Origin of the sequence: Undibacterium sp. RuTC16W (assembly GCF_049339445.1) — a bacterium.
In the GTDB taxonomy this organism is placed as follows: domain Bacteria; phylum Pseudomonadota; class Gammaproteobacteria; order Burkholderiales; family Burkholderiaceae_D; genus Undibacterium.
Genome location: NZ_JBMPPE010000002.1, coordinates 387,602 through 404,755 on the forward strand (window position 1 = coordinate 387,602; position 17,154 = coordinate 404,755).

The window sequence follows — 17,154 nt, forward strand, 5'->3', positions numbered from 1 at the left end:
ATTTGTGCTGTACAGATTATGCTGGAATTTACTGAATCAAGCTGACTATCCATTTTTAGCTTGATCGATCAATAAAAAACCGCATAGAAAATTTCATATGCGGTTTTTTATTTGCATCGGGATTTGGAAATGCTGAGGCAGCGTAGCGAGCGACTCAAGGTTCAGTTGAGAAACGCAGCCGTACGAAAGTACGGTGAGCATCGCCGACTGAAGATTGTGTCGCGCAGTAACTGAATCAGTAGTTCCATTTACATACGTTCGAAAATGCCTGCTGCCCCCATGCCGGTACCAACGCACATCGTCACCATACCGTACTTCAAATTATTACGGTGCAGAGCATGGATCGTAGTAGCAGAACGGATTGCGCCAGTTGCACCTAATGGATGACCAAGAGCAATCGCGCCGCCCATCGGGTTGACTTTGGCTGGATCGAGGCCGAGGTCTTGCACCACTGCCAGAGACTGTGCTGCAAAGGCTTCGTTCAATTCAAACCAGTCGATCTGATCTTGCGTAATACCAGCGGCACGGCATGCTGCCGGAATCGCTTCTTTAGGACCGATACCCATGATTTCTGGTGGTACGCCGCGCACTGCGAAGGATGCGAAACGTGCCAGCGGAGTCAGGTTGAATTGCTTCAAAATCTTTTCGCTAACCAATATCAATGCGCCAGCGCCGTCAGACGTTTGCGAGCTGTTACCCGCAGTCACACTACCTTTGTTTGCGAACACCGGGCGCAGTTTTGCCAAGCCTTCCAAGGATGTATCTGGACGTGCGCCTTCGTCGCGGCTGACGGTACGAGTTTTTAATTCGATTTCGCCAGTCAACAGATTTGGTACGCGGTCAATGATATCGACCGAGGTGGTTTCTGCATCAAAGTAACCTGCGTTTTGCGCAGCGATAGCACGTTGATGAGATTGCAGAGCAAACGCATCTTGTGCTTCACGCGAGACTTTCCATTGTTGCGCAACCTTCTCTGCAGTCAGTCCCATACCGTATGCCATGCCGACGTTTTCGTCTTTCAGAATCGCCATGTTCATGGATGGATTGTTACCCATCATTGGTACCATGGACATTGATTCAACACCGCCTGCGATCATGACATCTGCCTGACCGACGCGGATACGATCTGCCGCCATCGCCACTGCGGTGATACCGGAGGCGCAATAACGATTGATGGTGACGCCACCGATGGTGTTTGGCAAACCTGCCAGCAACACGCCCATACGAGCGAGATTCAGGCCTTGCGGACCTTCGGGGAAGGAGCAACCGATGATGGCGTCTTCTGCTAGTTTCGGATCGAGATTAGGGACTTGAGCAAATGCCGATTGCAATACGCGCACTAGCAAATCGTCAGGACGTGTATTACGGAACATGCCGCGACCAGATTTGCCGATCGGGGTCCGTGTTGCTGAGACGATGTAAGCGTCTTGAAGTTGTTTAGTCATGTTGTGTACTCCGATTAGTTTCTAACTGGCTTGCCAGTTTGCATCATGCCCATGATCCGCTCTTGCGTTTTTGGATGATTCAGCAATTCCATAAACGCTTTGCGCTCCAGGTCGAGCAGCCATTGTTCGCTGACCAGACTGCCGTTATCGATATCGCCACCGCTGACGACTTCAGCAATCATCTTGCCGAGCTTGTAATCATGCGCAGAGATGAAACCGCCATCACGCATATTGATCAGTTGTGCAGCGATTGATGCGATACCGTGACGACCAGTGACTGGCACCAGCTTACGCATTGGTGCGCGATAGCCAGCATCAAACATGGCACGAGCTTCGACTTTCGCTACATGCAACAATTCATAGGCATTGAATACGATCACGTCGTCTTGCGACAGGTAACCCATTTTTTGCGCTTCTAATGCAGACTTAGATACGGCGGCGGTCGCGGCATTAGTGAAGTAGTTTTTGAGGAATTGCAGCAAGTCAGTACCTTTGGCATCTGATGCGGCACGAACTGCGGCTTCTTTCAAACCGCCACCGCCTGGCACCAGACCCACGCCGACTTCGACCAGACCAATATAGGATTCGATAGAGGCAACACGTTTCGCAGCGTGCATCATCAATTCGCAACCACCGCCGAGTGCCAGACCGGCAACCGCAGCGACGACAGGAACATTAGCGTATTTCAAACCTTGATGCGCTTGTTGGAGACGTGAAATCGCTGGCTCGATGGCCTTGACGCCACCCGACATAAACAGCGGCAACATCGCTTGTAAATCAGCACCAGCAGAGAAGGCACCGCCCTCGGCAGCATCCGCATTCCAGATTACCAGACCTTTGTAATTCTTCTCGGCTTCGGCAATTGCTTTTTCCATACCTTCGATTACACCAGGGCCAATTACGTGCATCTTGGTCTTCATGGACAAGATCAGCACGTCATCAGGCTTCTGATCAGTACCTTGGTGCCAGATACGAACGGAGTCATCTTCAAAGAAAGTCGTGCCTGCAGTTGCACCAGTCAGAGCACCAGCGCCCAATACAGGGGCACGGAAAGCCTGACGGTCATAAACCGCTAATGTAGAGCGTGGCACATAGGTGCTGCTCGCGGCAGACCAGGAGCCTTCTGCTGTATGTACACCGGTGCGTCCATCAAATACCCAAGCTGGCAACGGTGCATTACACAGCGCTTTACCCGCATCGATATCTTCCTTAACCCAGCCAGCAACTTCTTGCCAGCCGGATGCTTGCCATGTCTCGAAAGGACCGACGTTCCAGCCAAAGCCCCAGCGCATCGCGAAATCGATGTCGCGTGCATTGTCGGCAATCGTCGCGCCATGCACAGCGATGTAGTGGAAAGCATCACGGAAAATCGCCCACAGGAACTGTGCCTGTACATTGGTCGACTCACGCAAGGTTTTCATTTTCTTGACGGGATCTTTTTCTTTCAGCATACGGGCAACGACGTCATCCGCTTTCGCGCCGCCAGTCACATATTGTGCTGTAGCGAAATCCAGACGCTGAATATCTTTGCCGACTTTTTTGTAGAAACCTGCACCAGTCTTGGAACCCAGTGCACCGGCGGCAACTAGTTTGGCCAATACTTCTGGTGTTTTGTAGACGGCGAAGAATGGATCATCAGACAAATTATCTTGCATCGTTTTGATGACATGACCCATGGTATCCAGACCTACGACATCGGCAGTACGGAAAGTACCGGACGAAGCGCGACCAAGTTTTTTACCTGTCAGATCATCGACAACATCGACGGACAGGCCGAATTTTTCTGCTTCATAAATCGTAGCGAGCATGCCGAAAATGCCGACACGGTTGGCGATAAAGTTCGGTGTATCTTTGGCGCGTACAACGCCTTTACCCAATGAGGTAGTCAGGAAACCTTCGAGCTGGTCGATGATTTCTGGACGGGTTGCTACTGTAGGGATCAACTCAACCAGATGCATGTAACGCGGTGGATTGAAGAAATGCACACCGCAGAAACGGGCTTTTAATTCAGCCTCGAAACCTTCGGACAAGGCCGTGATCGACAGGCCTGATGTATTTGATGCGAAGATCGCATTTGGTGCAATGTACGGGGACACTTTCTTGTACAGGTCGTGCTTCCAGTCCATACGTTCAGCAATCGCTTCAATGATCAGGTCGCAACCTTTGAGCAATTCCAGATTGTCTTCGTAGTTGGCGACTTCAATCAAGGCAGCGTCATCTTTGTTGCCGAACGGAGCAGGATTAAGTTTTTTCAGGTTCTCGATAGCACGCAAAACGATACCGTTTTTCGGGCCTTCTTTGGCGGGCAAATCAAATAATACGACAGGTACTTTTGCGTTGATGCAGTGCGCAGCAATTTGCGCACCCATTACACCGGCACCAAGAACGGCGACTTTTTTAACGATGAAATTGGTCATTTTTAACCTCATGTGGAATTCGTAGAACAACGAAAAGCAATTTCTTTGAACCCTCTCTCAACGACGAGAGAGGTTTAGATTTCGTAGGGTGCGCCATGCGCACCGCTTGAAATTGAAGAGAGGCAAAAGATGCACATATTGCGCGCCAGAAGAATTGTACCCAGCGATAAGTGCACCCTACACCTGCTCATTATTTCATCAGAACAAATCCGCTTCGAGCGATAACAGATTTGCAGAACCAGAACGTGCTTGACGAATCAGCATCGCTGTTTCCGGATACAGACGGGCGAAGTAAAAACGTACGGTCGCCAGTTTTGCTTTATAGAAGGTGTCGCTTGAATCTTGTTTTTCCAGCGCGATTTTTGCCATTTGTGCGAAGAAATAGCTGTACACCAAATGACCGACAACACGCAGATACGGTACAGCAGCAGCGCCGACTTCATCTGGATTCTGGAAAGCCTTCATACCGATTTCCATGGTCAGCTTAGTGACCTTATCACCCAGCTCAGCCAACGGCGTAACGAACTCGCTCATTGCTTCATTGGTGCCATTGGCTTCAACAAATGCTTGTACTTTTGCGCCGAATTTACGCAGCTTGGCACCGTTATCACCCAAGATTTTACGGCCTAACAAGTCCAAAGACTGGACGGTGTTGGTACCTTCGTAAATCATGTTGATACGTGAATCACGTACATATTGCTCCATGCCCCATTCGGAGATAAAGCCATGGCCACCATATACTTGCATACATTCGGATGTGGCTGTCCATGCGTTGTCAGTGATGAAGGCTTTGATCACCGGTGTCAGCAAAGCGACTTCGTCAGCACATTCTTTACGCACTTCTTCGTCAGGATGATTCAGTTCTTTATCCAGTTGCAGCGCTACATAGGAACAGAATGCACGGGCGCCTTCTGCGTAGGCTTTTGCAGTGAACAACATACGACGCACATCAGCATGGACGATGATAGGATCGGCTGGCTTGTCCGGTGCTTTTACGCCAGACAGGCTGCGCATCTGGATACGGTCTTTTGCGTAGACCAAGGCATTTTGGTAAGCGATTTCGGTCAGACCTAAACCTTGCATACCTACACCCAGACGTGCCGCGTTCATGAACACGAACATCGCGTTCAGACCTTTGTTCGGTCCGCCGATCAACCAGCCTTTTGCGCCGTCCATATTCATCTGGCAAGTTGAATTGCCGTGGATGCCCATTTTTTCTTCAATCGCGCCGCAAAAAATTGGATTGCGTGCACCGACGCTACCGTCTGCATTTGGCAAGAATTTAGGCACGATAAACAGGGAGATACCTTTGGAGCCTTCTGGTGCGCCAGGCAAACGTGCCAGCACCAGATGCACGATGTTATCAACCATATCGTGTTCACCAGCGGAGATAAAAATCTTCGCGCCGGAGATCATGTAGGAGCCATCTGCTTGTGGTTCTGCTTTAGAACGCAGCATGCCGAGATCGGTGCCGCAATGTGGCTCGGTGAGGCACATTGTGCCAGTCCATTCGCCGCTGATCAGTTTTGGCAGGTACAAATCTTTTTGCTCTTGAGTACCGTGTTCGTGGATACATTCGTAGGCGCCGTGTGACAAACCTGGGTACATCGTCCATGCCTGGTTGGCAGAATTCATCATTTCGTAGAATGAATTATTCAGTACCAGTGGCAAGCCTTGACCGCCGAATTCCGGATCACAAGAGAGTGCTGGCCAGCCGGCTTCTACATATTGTTTGTAGGCTTCTTTAAAGCCTTTTGGTGTGGTCACAGCATGCGTTGTTTTGTCGTGATGACAGCCTTCGCGGTCGCCGGAGTGGTTCAAGGGGAACAGCACTTGCGACGTAAATTTACCGCCTTCTTCCAGCACTTGATTGATGATATCGGCATCAATTTCTTCGTATTTTGGCAAATGCTTTAATTCGCCTTCTACGGCTAACAGTTCATGCAGAACGAACTGCATATCACGCAAGGGAGCGACGTATTGACCCATGATTTTCTCCTGAAGGCTAAAAATAAAACAAAATTAAGACGGTGGTGTGACAAACTTTCTAGTGTTCTTTGATGCCTGCGTCCGACCTGCTCCAATGCCTTTTCAACACTGATTAAGCGATGACCGATTCTGGCGCATAGCACTCGATTAATCGTTCAAATCCTGCTTCTGCACGCTCTACACTACCCGGCTTGCGCAAAAAACGTGCATCGTGGTGTAACGCCAGAATCAGTCCATACATTTCATACACGATCTGCTCAGAGTCGACATCATGATGCAAATGTCCAAGCTGGATTGCCTGGGTCGCGGCACGGCGCAACGCACCCTGCCATGCATGCACCATACCGACCAGCTCATCGCGGATCGGGCCCTGACGGTCATCGTATTCCGCTGCACCACTGATATAGATGCAACCAGAGGCAATTTCAACGGTGACACGTTTGACCCATAGGGCAAACATCGACTGCAAACGCGGCAAGCCACGCTCTTCTTTCATACTTGGATAAAACACTTCTTGCTCGAAATGGTGGTGATACAGCTTCAACACCTCGATCTGCAAATCTTCACGCGAACCAAAATGGGCGAACACGCCGGACTTGCTCATGTTCATTTTGTCAGCCAGCAAACCGATGGTTAAACCCTCGATGCCATCACGGCTGGCTGCATCCAGTGCAACATCCAGAATGGCGGCGCGGGTTAGCTCGCCTTTACGCATGAATTTCGATGTCATATTCATAATACATTTAATCGTGTTGAAATGATTCATGTTTGCACAGATTTGATGCAAACATGTGAATTAATCGAACGCTCGTACTATTAAGCACAGCGCACTAAAAGTCAAACCAGAAAGCGCCTTTAGAGGAGAGTATCTATTTAGAGGCTCACTCACTTGAACCGTTTTGAGGCACACACTGCTGCCTCGTTGTACCGTCTTTAGCTTCTACTAAAATCAAGCAACCGCCGGTCGCGTTTAGTCGGGCGACCGCTAAGCGCTGCACTCGGTTCCTTAAAATATTTTTTATCTTGCGCCGACTGAGCGCGACGTTCTGCGCTGGCAGCAGTTTCCTGATACATGGTTTGAGCAATGCTGGCAGAGCCGCGTACATCGGATATTCGCAGAATCTCAATTACCCAGATCTGATCGGCATGATGAATCTCAAGAACATCGCCGGACTTGACACTGTGCGCAGGTTTGACCCGTTGTTCATTCTGAAGCACGCGTCCCAATTCAACCGCGTTAGTGGCGAGCGTGCGTGTTTTGAAAAATCTGGCGGCCCAGAGCCACTTGTCGATACGGATGGAGTCAGTCATTTGTCCCGGGTGGCGAATGGCAGCAGAACTGCGCGCCTGGTTTTAACACGTTCATTCTATTTTCTTGCAATGTATTTCAGCCCCATGACAAACACAAGATATTTATAGAACATGAACCCTGGTTTGCACAGATCAGGTGCAAATGTTGCGGCGCGCATAGACAAATGCTTGTACGGTCGTACAATCAGCGCACCAAGCAATTGCTTTCTACCCTATCGTACTATGAGCTCATTGGATGATTTAAGCGGACGAAAGCGCGCGATCCTGATCGCCGCCGAAAAGTGTTTTGCAGAACAAAGCTATCAGGGTGTGTCGATACGTGACATCGCCCATGAAGCTGGTGTGCCCGTCGCCTTGGTGGGTTACTACTTCGGCGCCAAGAACGAGTTGTATCATGCGATCTACGAGCACCATAGCAGCTACATTGCAGAACGCTTATCAGAGCTGCGGCGCGCGCGCTTGCATACAGATCCGGCGATCGCCCTTAATGCGATTATCGCGGCGTTTATCAGTCCGGTGCTCAAACTCAATGAACAGGATCACGGGGTGAATTTTTCACGGATTGTGATGCGCGGCGTGGTTGACCGACATGAGGCAAGTGACAGGATTACCCGCGAATTCTACGATCCGATGGCACGCGAATTCATCGACGCACTGAGTGGCGCGCTACCGTCTGCGCCGAAAGCCACGGTATTCTGGTGCTATCAATTCGCCCTGGGTGCCTTACTCCATCACGTGGTGGATACGCGAATGGAGCGCCTGTCTGAAGGCTTATGCCCGGCACGCAACGCCGAGGTTGCGACGCCCCATTTGCTGCGCTTCATCACCGCAGGAATTTTAGCCGCAGCGCAGACAGGACAAACTACTCAGATGGTGACGCTCACCGATACTCCCCCTGTTCGCACTGAAAATACCCATTAATCCGCTTATTCCGCCTAGGCAATTAAAATATACTAGGTAGTAGTATAGATTACCCTTCTATCCAATCACGCTTGATCGAGGGCATTCACGTCTGCACCAACGATCCAACCTTCAAGCGGGTCGAAGGCAGGCAAGCCAAAATTTTCATCGCGCCGCTGCCATCCCCACGCCGCCAGAACGGCACACAATAAGGCATCCAGCAAGTCACCACTACCATCATCGAGCAAGGGTTGGCGAAACCCGGCGCAGTCCACAGCAATACCCCAGGGGGTAGCGCCGCGTTCAAGTGCGGCGATGATGGATCGCCTTGCCTCGAAGCGTTCCGGCGTTTGCTTGCGCCGGTCATCGCTTTTATACGATGCCGAGGTGATGCTGCGCGCCAGCATTCCGGGATACGCCTCCAGTGCAATCCTGGAATCTGACTGAACAATGCCATGTATGCCGGGCAAAACCAGTCCACTATGCAGCAGACGTGGCGCACCTGCATGCAGCATATAGGCCACTGGCGGATTCACCCATTTCATGGACGGCGACGAACCTGCTGGCTTATCCGCAGCGCGATGGGCAAATTTATTGCCCACAGGTCTGGCGTCGCAAAATGCTTTAAATAACTCGCGCATTCCGGCCCGTGAGATGCTGTTTAGCTGCTGCATCAGCGCAGGCCAATCCTGTGGCCAGCCGAGATGCACAATCAATTCTCGCGGCAACGAAAACGGCAAATCAAAACCCGCAACCCAAGGACCGGGGCGCATCAGCCAGTCATCAAACGCGGCGAAGTCATCCAGCACCGACAGCGATTGCAATACCAGTGTCTGATCACGCAACACTGCACCCGCAATGGTGATCCCCTTACGCTTGCAGGGTGCCGAAGTAAAATCAACGCCATACAATCTCATGACGGCCTCATGAGGTATAGCTACCGAAGGTCACGACCCGCATCAGGAAGCGATAAATAAGATAGGCAATACCGTACCAGACGCGTTTGTACCAGGGATGATTGGCATAATCCTCGGCGACCACGGTGACACCATCAGCAATACCCTGCTCCAGATGCAGGATTAATTGCTCTGCAAATTCCTGATCACGGATGACAATATTCGCCTCCTGATTCAGGAACAAACTGAGCCCATCAAAATTACTCGATCCTACCGTAGCCCAGTCGTGGTCGATCACGGCGACTTTCGCATGCAATTGCGTCTTGCGATACTCGACGATTTTGACGCCATGCTTCAGCAGTTTAGGATAAAAAGAATGAGTGACCGCATCCTGCAACTTGAACTGACCGACTCCAATCAGCAAGGTAACATCCACACCGCGGCTGGCAGCCGAAATCAGTGCTGTGCGCAGCTTGCGACCTGGCGCGAAGTACGGATTAGCGAGAATCGCGCGTTTTCTTGCCAGACCAAGCGCCTGCAAATAAGCGCGCTGTATCGTGGTGCGATTACGCAGATTATCCCGCACCACATAACTCGCCAGCATCGCCTGATGCGAACTGGGATGAATATCTTCATGCAGATGACGCATGAGCTGAAAGCGTGATTTTAAATTCAAGCGCCCAAGCCGCATCCATTGCGCGCACACCTCCAGATGGATATGCGGCACCAGCGGTCCGGCAATGTGTACGGCAAAATCCCAGCGCGGAAACTGAAGCGTCTCTCCGGACCCGTCATCGGCAATCAGATCATCAATAATATTTAAGCCGCCAACCAAAGCGCAGCGCTGATCAATCACACAAATTTTTCGGTGCGTCCTTACCAGACCACGCTTGAACCAGGGATTAAAATTGCGGCACTGTATACCTTGTTGAAGCATGATGGCTACCAGGGGTTCAGACTGTTTTCCACCGCTACCCAGCCAGTCAATAATCACCCGGACGACAACGCCACGGGCGACCGCACGCACCAGTGCCTGCTGCACCTGAAGCGCCGTCGCATCATCGGCAAAGATGTAGGTCTCCAGATAAATTTCCTGTGTAGCACGATCAATTTCACCGATCAGCGCACAAAAATACTCATCGCCGCAAAATAGTAAGCGAATCTGATTTCCGGCGACAAACTGAAGCTTACGCATGATCCGAAATCACAGGCGAAAGAAATTCCAGCGTCGCGACGATGGGCACATGGTCCGATAACTTGTTCCATGGCGCCCCTGACAATACCTGTGCCTGCTCTACCGAAAAACCGCGCACATAAACGCGATCCAGACTCAGCCAAGGCAAGCCGGCAGGAAAGGTCCGTCCGGTTTTAATGGTGTTTTTACGCATCGGAAGCAAGGCTTGAAACGCGCGGTGTTGTCCATCATCAAATACTTCCCTGACACCGAGATGTTCGTACAGGCTGCTACTTAAATGATTGCGCCAGTCATTAAAATCACCGGCAATAATCAAAGGCGCATCGGGCGGCAAACTGCTTTGTATCTCCGTGATCAATGCCTGCACCTGACGCCGGCGACTGGCCGCAAATAATCCCAGATGAATCACAAAGCAATGGACATCTGCAGCAGGTGTCTTGATGACAGAATGCAGGATGCCGCGCTGCTCATAAGCATGGTCAGATACATCATGGTTAGTCGATGCGGCAATCGCATACCGGCTAAGCAAAGCATTCCCATGATGGCCGTGATCATAAACCGCATTCATACCGTAGCTGGAATGATGCGAATCACCTGCCAAAAAATCATGCTGTGATTGTCCAGGCCAGTGCGGATGACGGATCGCATGAAGGTCGTGCTGCCCTTGCACTTCCTGTAAAAAAATCAGATCTGCATCCAATAAATCAATCGCCTCTTTGATTGCATGGATGCGGGCACGCCGTCCAAATGCGCTAACCCCTTTATGAATATTGTAGGTGGCAATGCGCAGTTTCATTGGGTTTCCGGTGATTGATGAGTAATTAGTGAATTATTGATGAACGGGTGTCAGCATGGCAGGCAATTGCAAAATTGCCTCAGCATTCGACGCCGAAAAACAGGTGTCAGCCGCGTCGCGATATGGCAACCATTTATATTGCAAATGCTCACGCGGAGCGAGCTTTACAGGGACCTGTCGCGATACACATAAACCAAATACGTGCTCCGTATTTTGCGTCACACCGGGCGCATAACGATGACGCCAGACCGGATAAATTTCATAGATATTGGAGAGCTGCCAGTCACTGAGGCTAAATGCATTCGCATCGATCCCGGTTTCTTCCATGACTTCACGGATGGCGGTCTCCCTCAGAGTCTCATCCAGACTATCTTTAGACCCTGTGACGGATTGCCAGAATCCTGGCCGGTCAGCACGCTCGATCAACAGCACATCCAGATCTGTCGTATAAATCACCACTAATACGGAAACAGGAATTTTAAATTCGCTCATCACTTTTTATCTGTATTTGCCGATCCCTAATGATACGCGTAAATACAGACCGCCAATGTCCTGACCCGGAGTAAACAACGCCTTAGTGTTTTAGTGCATTAGTGCTTGCTACCAGACTTGACAGGAACCGGTGGCGGCAAGTCTTTGGCTTGTAATTGCTGAACTTGTGTGACCAACTTGTTATGCGCATCCAGAAACGCTGCGACGATCACCTTCGCCTCATTGGTATTACTCCAGCCGGCGCCAAGACCGCCGCCTGCTCCGCCGAAGCTAAAACCAACCAGACCCAGATCTGTTGTCTTGGCAGAGCCAGTTGATGCGGCGAGCTGCTCGGTTGTCTCATTATCTGTCAGTAATAATGCAACCTGAGCTTCTTTAAAACTGACCTTCTCAGCGAGTCCGGTGAAGTTACGTAAAAATGGAATCATTGCCATGATCGCTTCGACCGTACCACCTGCATGATTTTCAGAAAACGTCAGGCTGGGTGTTAAGGAATATTGCGCTTCGTAGCCCTTGCCTTTTGACACCGTAGAATTTTTGCGGATGATGCCCTGGTCTTGCAACTCCTGCTCTTTGATGACCGCCTTCAATCCGGCAGAGCGGTCGACGACGCGGAAGCAGCCACTCTGCTGTGCAAGCAAACGGATCAGCGGTACGGGCGATGCCGGAAGATTATATTGAGTCTGTACGGTGTAACCGTTAGGATTTTCGACCAGCGCCATAGTCGCTACCGGCGCATCACACTTCACCAGACTTTTGCTCGCAGCGGTCGCACCGGCAGGGCCTGCGGCACCGGTGACAACAGTACTCCCCTGACCCAGCTCGGTTTTCTTCTCGCCACAAGCGCTGAGCAGGAAGCCCGATACGATCAGTGGAATCCACAGGTTTTTATTGCCAGCCGCTTTGTTGAACATCATAAAATTACTCTCTGAGGACATTAAAAATAATTGCCATAATTTACACGATTTTAAATTGTGCAACACAACAAAGATGTAACTGCCGTAACAATTGATCTACTGATCGCACATGACACTCAGGCATATCAGATGCGCATTAAATTCAAATCAACATTCAAATTAACATGCAGATCACTGCCGATCACAAATGAAAAGACGAAAAAAAACGCGGAGTAGCCATCCGCGTTTTTTAAAAAGAGTTCATTACATTCAGGCCTTGATGACTGGCTCTGCGGCACGCAGGCGAATATGCAATTCTTTCAATTGCTTCTCATCGACCGCGGACGGAGCCTGAGTCAACAAGCATTGTGCACGCTGTGTTTTCGGGAAAGCGATCACGTCACGGATGGACTCTGCACCAGTCATCATCGTCACGATACGATCCAGACCAAATGCCAAACCACCATGCGGTGGCGCACCGTATTGCAGAGCGTCCAGCAAGAAACCAAATTTCAATTGCGCTTCTGCATCATCGATCTTCAATGCGCGGAACACTTTGCTCTGGACATCAGCACGGTGGATACGGACAGAACCACCGCCCAGTTCCCAACCGTTCAAGACCATGTCGTAAGCTTTCGCGATACATTTACCCGGATCCGTTTCCATCAGATCTTCATGACCATCTTTTGGTGCGGTAAAAGGATGATGTGTAGCTGTCCAGCGATCATTTTCTTCGTCATGCTCAAACATCGGAAAGTCGATGACCCACAATGGTTTCCAGACGTCGTCAAACAAGCCATTTGATTTACCGAATTCGCTATGACCGACTTTGACGCGCAAGGCACCAATCGCGTCATTCACCACTTTCGCTTTATCTGCACCGAAGAAAATCAGATCGCCATCTTGTGCACCGGTTTTTTCCAAAATCGCTGCCAGCGCTGCGTCATGGAGATTTTTCACAATAGGGGATTGCAGACCGTCACGACCTTGTGACTTGTCGTTGATCTTGATGTAGGCCAGACCTTTGGCGCCATAGATTGCGACGAACTGCGTGTAAGCATCAATCTCGGAACGAGGCATGTTCGCACCACCCGGTACGCGCAAACCAACTACGCGACCATTGTGCATGTTGGCAGCACCAGAGAACACTTTGAAATCCACATCCTTCATGACATCAGTCAATTCAGTGAATTGCAGCTTGACGCGCATGTCTGGTTTGTCGGAACCATACAGGCCCATGGCTTCAGCAAAGTCCATTACCGGGAACGGATCTGGCAAATCGATGTCCAGTGTGTTTTTGAACACCAGGCGTATCATGCCTTCAAACATATCGCGAATTTCTTGCTCATTCATGAACGAGGTTTCGCAATCGATCTGGGTAAATTCTGGCTGACGGTCAGCACGCAAATCTTCATCACGGAAGCATTTAGTGATCTGGTAGTAACGATCAAAGTTAGCCACCATCAGTAATTGCTTAAACAATTGCGGAGACTGTGGCAAGGCAAAGAAGTTACCGGCATTCACACGAGAAGGCACCAGATAGTCACGAGCGCCTTCTGGCGTGGACTTGGTCAGCATCGGTGTTTCGATATCGATAAAGCCGTTCGCATCGAGGAATTTACGCACTTCCATCGCGACTTTGTAACGCAGGCGCAGGTTGTTCTGCATTTGCGGGCGACGCAGATCGAGTACACGGTGCGTGAGGCGCGTGGTTTCTGACAAGTTGTCGTCATCCAGCTGGAAAGGTGGCGTAACAGAAGGATTCAGCACTTCAACATTGTGCGCCAGCACTTCGATCTTGCCTGATTTCAGATTGGCGTTGCTGGTGCCTTCGGGACGGTTACGCACGATACCGGTGATACGCAGACAGAATTCATTACGCACCGATTCTGCCGCCTTGAATACATCAGCACGATCTGGATCGCAAACAACCTGCACCAGACCTTCACGGTCACGCAAATCGATGAAAATCACGCCGCCGTGATCGCGCCGACGATGCACCCAGCCGCACAGGCTGACGGTTTGGCCGAGTAATTCCTCAGTAGTGAGGCCGCAGTAGTGGGTACGCATGGACATAATTTCTTACCTGTCTAAATTCAAAATAAAATTAATGGATATAAGTACTGCTTGTTTTATTCATTTGCACCTGCCTCCGCACTCAAGTTAGCTCAAGTTAGCGCAGATTGAGATTGAGTAAGAGGCATTGCAACACCTGCTTTGAGTACTATTTTGTTTTTTCTGCGACGACTTGTTCTGGAGCGACGACACCCATAGAAACGATGTATTTCAATGCAGCATCCACGCTCATATCCAGCTCAATTGCATCCGCCTTTGGCACCATCAGGAAAAATCCTGATGTCGGATTTGGCGTCGTCGGCACATAAATACTGACGTAGTCGCCGTCGAGATACTGAACAACATCACCGCCCGGCACACCGGTCAAAAACCCTATCGTCCACGAACCCTGACGCGGATATTGCACCAGTACCGCCTTACGAAATGCATTGCCGGATGAGGAAAATAAAGTGTCAGAAACTTGCTTTACGCTCGAATAGATCGAATTCACAATAGGAATGCGATTCAACAAGGCCTCCCAGATTTTCACTACATAATTGCCGATAAAATTTTGCGTCAGCAAACCCGTGACGAAAATAATCAGCAAGGTCAAAATTGTTCCCAGACCAGGAATCTTAAAGCCAAACAGGGCTTCGGGACGCCACTGCACAGGCAACAGCAATAGCGACTGATCCATCGTACTGATAATCGCATGCAGGACCCAGAGGGTAATTGCGAGCGGGACCAGAATCAGCAAGCCGGTAATAAAATATTTACGCATTGGTTTCTGCAGTCTGATAAATAAATTCGGTGGCAAGGTTGTCAACTGAAAAGTGTTTTGGCACAGATCAGCGCATAGTCGTCATTAAGACGTCGTTGGCGAGCTTGATGGCGTCGCCGTCGACGTAGTTGCAGTATCAGTTGCCGTGCTGTTGGCCGACGTCGATGCCGACTCGCTGGCCCCGGCGCTAGCACTGGCCCCACTCTCAGCGCTTGCTGCCGGTGCAGACGCTCCGCCCGAACCGCCTCTGAAATCGGTGACATACCAGCCTGATCCCTTCAACTGAAAACCAGCCGCAGTCACCTGCTTTTTAAAACTTGATTTGCCACAAGATGGACAATCGCTCAGAGGGGCATCCGACATTTTTTGCAAAACGTCTTTGGCAAAACCACACTCTTCACAACGGTAGGCATAGATAGGCATCTTTGTTTATCCAGAAAAACGTGTAAAACCCTGAATTATAAAGCTTTTCCGTGACATGTTGCGTACAAAGCCAGGCATTGCTTAAATCGCTGCGGTTTTCCGTACCATCTGCGGCAGCAAAGAACCAAAGACCATACCGGCCATACTCATCAGCACGCCGACCAGTTGCGGCGGCCATAAGCCTTCCGGACTCAATACCTCCAGAGCAATCCATGAAGCCAGACCGAATAATATTGATGCCAGAGCGCCCTGAGTCGTTGCACGCTTCCAGTACAATCCGAAAGCCAGAGGTACAAACGCCGCCACCAGAGTGACTTTGTAGGCGTTTTCTACCATTTTATAAATACTCGACCCGGTATTCATGGCAAACAGGGTGACAATCGCCGTAAACACCAAGACCACGGCACGCATCATAAACAGGAATTGTTTATCACTTTGCTTAGGGAGCAAGGCTTTCAGAATGTTTTCTGAAAACGTGACTGAGGGTGCGAGCAGGGTTGCGCTGGCACAGCTCTTGATCGCCGATAACAAAGCACCAAAAAACATGACCTGAGCCAGCATAGGCACTTTAGTCATAATCAGGGTTGGCAGGATAAGTTGCGAATCCTTGTCGATCAGACTTTCTACCATTTTGGGGTCAATCAGGGTCGCCGAATAGGCCAAAAACATAGGAATAAAAGCGAAGAAAAAATACAAGACACCGCCTAATACGGAGGCATTTCCTGCAATTTTTTCATTCTTTGACGAGGCGACGCGCTGAAACACGTCTTGCTGAGGAATCGATCCTAGCATCATGGTAATCCAGGCCGCAAAGAACCAGAGCGCCTCCTTTGCGGTCGGCGCTGGCCAGAATTCCAGCTTGCCGGCATTCGATGCGTGGGCAATCACTGCACCGGCACCACCAACCATGCCTGATACTTCCCATCCGATATACAACATACCGATGACGATGATAATCATCTGCAAGAAGTCGGTAATCGCGACCGACCACATACCGCCCATCAAGGTGTAAATTAAAACACTGCCGGCACCGATCATCATGCCGAGATCCATCGAGATAGCGCCGCCGGACACAACATTAAAAACCAGTCCCAGCGCCTTGATCTGCGCCGCAACCCAGCCCAGGTAAGAGACCACGATACATAAGGTAACCAGCACCTCGACAGTACGGCCGAATTTATTGCGGTAGTAATCACCAATCGTCAGTAAATTCATGCGGTACAAAGGCCGCGCAAAAAATAAACCGACGAAGATCAGACATAAAGAAGAGCCAAAAGGATCGGCAACTACGCCCTTTAAACCCTCTTTGACAAAGGTTGATGAGATGCCAAGTACGGTCTCGGAGCCGAACCAGGTCGCAAATACCGTGGCAGTCACTACATACATAGGCAAAGAGCGGCCTGCAATCGCATAATCTTTAGAGTTATTGACATATCGCGCTGCATACAAGCCTATGCCAACGGAGATAACCCAATACAGGATAACGAACCAGAGAAGTGTATTCATGAATGTGCTAGTGCGATTGAGTCAATAAAAAACCCGCAATGATTTACTGCGG

At 50.2% G+C, this 17,154-nt stretch carries 15 protein-coding genes; 1 reads left to right on the forward strand and 14 read right to left on the reverse strand.

The features are described 5' to 3' along the window. Positions 1-248: 248 nt before the first annotated feature. From ACO0K4_RS06160 to ACO0K4_RS06180, 5 genes are all read right to left on the reverse strand, one after another. Complete coding sequence (locus ACO0K4_RS06160) at positions 249-1,445, reverse strand: acetyl-CoA C-acyltransferase (RefSeq protein ID WP_422955740.1); 1,197 nt, start codon at positions 1,443-1,445, stop codon at positions 249-251. A gap of 14 nt (positions 1,446-1,459) precedes the next feature. Next, complete coding sequence (locus tag ACO0K4_RS06165) at positions 1,460-3,862, reverse strand: 3-hydroxyacyl-CoA dehydrogenase NAD-binding domain-containing protein (protein WP_422955741.1); 2,403 nt, start codon at positions 3,860-3,862, stop codon at positions 1,460-1,462. Positions 3,863-4,060: 198 nt separating this feature from the next. Further along, positions 4,061-5,851 (reverse strand): acyl-CoA dehydrogenase C-terminal domain-containing protein, encoded by a 1,791-nt coding sequence (locus ACO0K4_RS06170; RefSeq protein ID WP_422955742.1) that lies wholly within the window; start codon positions 5,849-5,851, stop codon positions 4,061-4,063. Positions 5,852-5,963: 112 nt separating this feature from the next. Next, complete coding sequence (locus tag ACO0K4_RS06175; protein ID WP_422955868.1) at positions 5,964-6,566, reverse strand: TetR/AcrR family transcriptional regulator; 603 nt, start codon at positions 6,564-6,566, stop codon at positions 5,964-5,966. 218 nt (positions 6,567-6,784) lie between these two features. Next, on the reverse strand, positions 6,785-7,162 hold the full coding sequence (locus ACO0K4_RS06180) for an RNA-binding S4 domain-containing protein (protein ID WP_422955743.1): 378 nt from the start codon (positions 7,160-7,162) through the stop codon (positions 6,785-6,787). A 222-nt stretch (positions 7,163-7,384) separates the two neighbouring features. Between ACO0K4_RS06180 and ACO0K4_RS06185 the strand changes: the two genes are divergently transcribed. Further along, entirely contained in the window at positions 7,385-8,083 is a 699-nt protein-coding gene (locus tag ACO0K4_RS06185; protein WP_422955744.1) for a TetR/AcrR family transcriptional regulator, read from the forward strand. 65 nt (positions 8,084-8,148) lie between these two features. Here the strand turns inward: ACO0K4_RS06185 and ACO0K4_RS06190 are convergent, their stop codons facing one another. The 9 genes from ACO0K4_RS06190 to ACO0K4_RS06230 form a co-directional block, all read right to left on the reverse strand. After that, positions 8,149-8,979: a DUF429 domain-containing protein gene (locus tag ACO0K4_RS06190; protein ID WP_422955745.1), complete on the reverse strand. Its 831-nt coding sequence runs from the start codon at positions 8,977-8,979 to the stop codon at positions 8,149-8,151. Positions 8,980-8,986: 7 nt separating this feature from the next. Continuing rightward, the gene (clsB, locus tag ACO0K4_RS06195; protein ID WP_422955746.1) at positions 8,987-10,153 is read right to left on the reverse strand and encodes a cardiolipin synthase ClsB; all 1,167 of its coding nucleotides are present in this window, start codon (positions 10,151-10,153) and stop codon (positions 8,987-8,989) included. Continuing rightward, positions 10,146-10,949: an endonuclease/exonuclease/phosphatase family protein gene (locus ACO0K4_RS06200; protein WP_422955747.1), complete on the reverse strand. Its 804-nt coding sequence runs from the start codon at positions 10,947-10,949 to the stop codon at positions 10,146-10,148. The genes clsB and ACO0K4_RS06200 overlap by 8 nt, the downstream gene beginning before the upstream one ends. A 33-nt stretch (positions 10,950-10,982) precedes the next feature. Next, positions 10,983-11,441, reverse strand: a complete 459-nt coding sequence (gene nudB, locus ACO0K4_RS06205) for a dihydroneopterin triphosphate diphosphatase (protein ID WP_422955748.1) — start codon at positions 11,439-11,441, stop codon at positions 10,983-10,985. Between the two features lie 98 nt (positions 11,442-11,539). Continuing rightward, the gene (locus tag ACO0K4_RS06210) at positions 11,540-12,355 is read right to left on the reverse strand and encodes a CsgG/HfaB family protein (RefSeq protein WP_422955869.1); all 816 of its coding nucleotides are present in this window, start codon (positions 12,353-12,355) and stop codon (positions 11,540-11,542) included. 252 nt (positions 12,356-12,607) lie between these two features. Further along, the gene (gene aspS, locus ACO0K4_RS06215; protein ID WP_422955749.1) at positions 12,608-14,413 is read right to left on the reverse strand and encodes an aspartate--tRNA ligase; all 1,806 of its coding nucleotides are present in this window, start codon (positions 14,411-14,413) and stop codon (positions 12,608-12,610) included. Positions 14,414-14,561: 148 nt separating this feature from the next. Further along, complete coding sequence (locus tag ACO0K4_RS06220) at positions 14,562-15,173, reverse strand: DUF502 domain-containing protein (RefSeq protein WP_422955750.1); 612 nt, start codon at positions 15,171-15,173, stop codon at positions 14,562-14,564. A gap of 84 nt (positions 15,174-15,257) precedes the next feature. After that, positions 15,258-15,596 (reverse strand): FmdB family zinc ribbon protein, encoded by a 339-nt coding sequence (locus tag ACO0K4_RS06225; RefSeq protein ID WP_422955751.1) that lies wholly within the window; start codon positions 15,594-15,596, stop codon positions 15,258-15,260. A gap of 81 nt (positions 15,597-15,677) precedes the next feature. Beyond that, a complete protein-coding gene (locus ACO0K4_RS06230) occupies positions 15,678-17,102 on the reverse strand; it encodes a sodium:solute symporter family protein (protein WP_422955752.1) in 1,425 nt (474 codons plus the stop codon). Between the last annotated feature and the right edge of the window lie 52 nt (positions 17,103-17,154).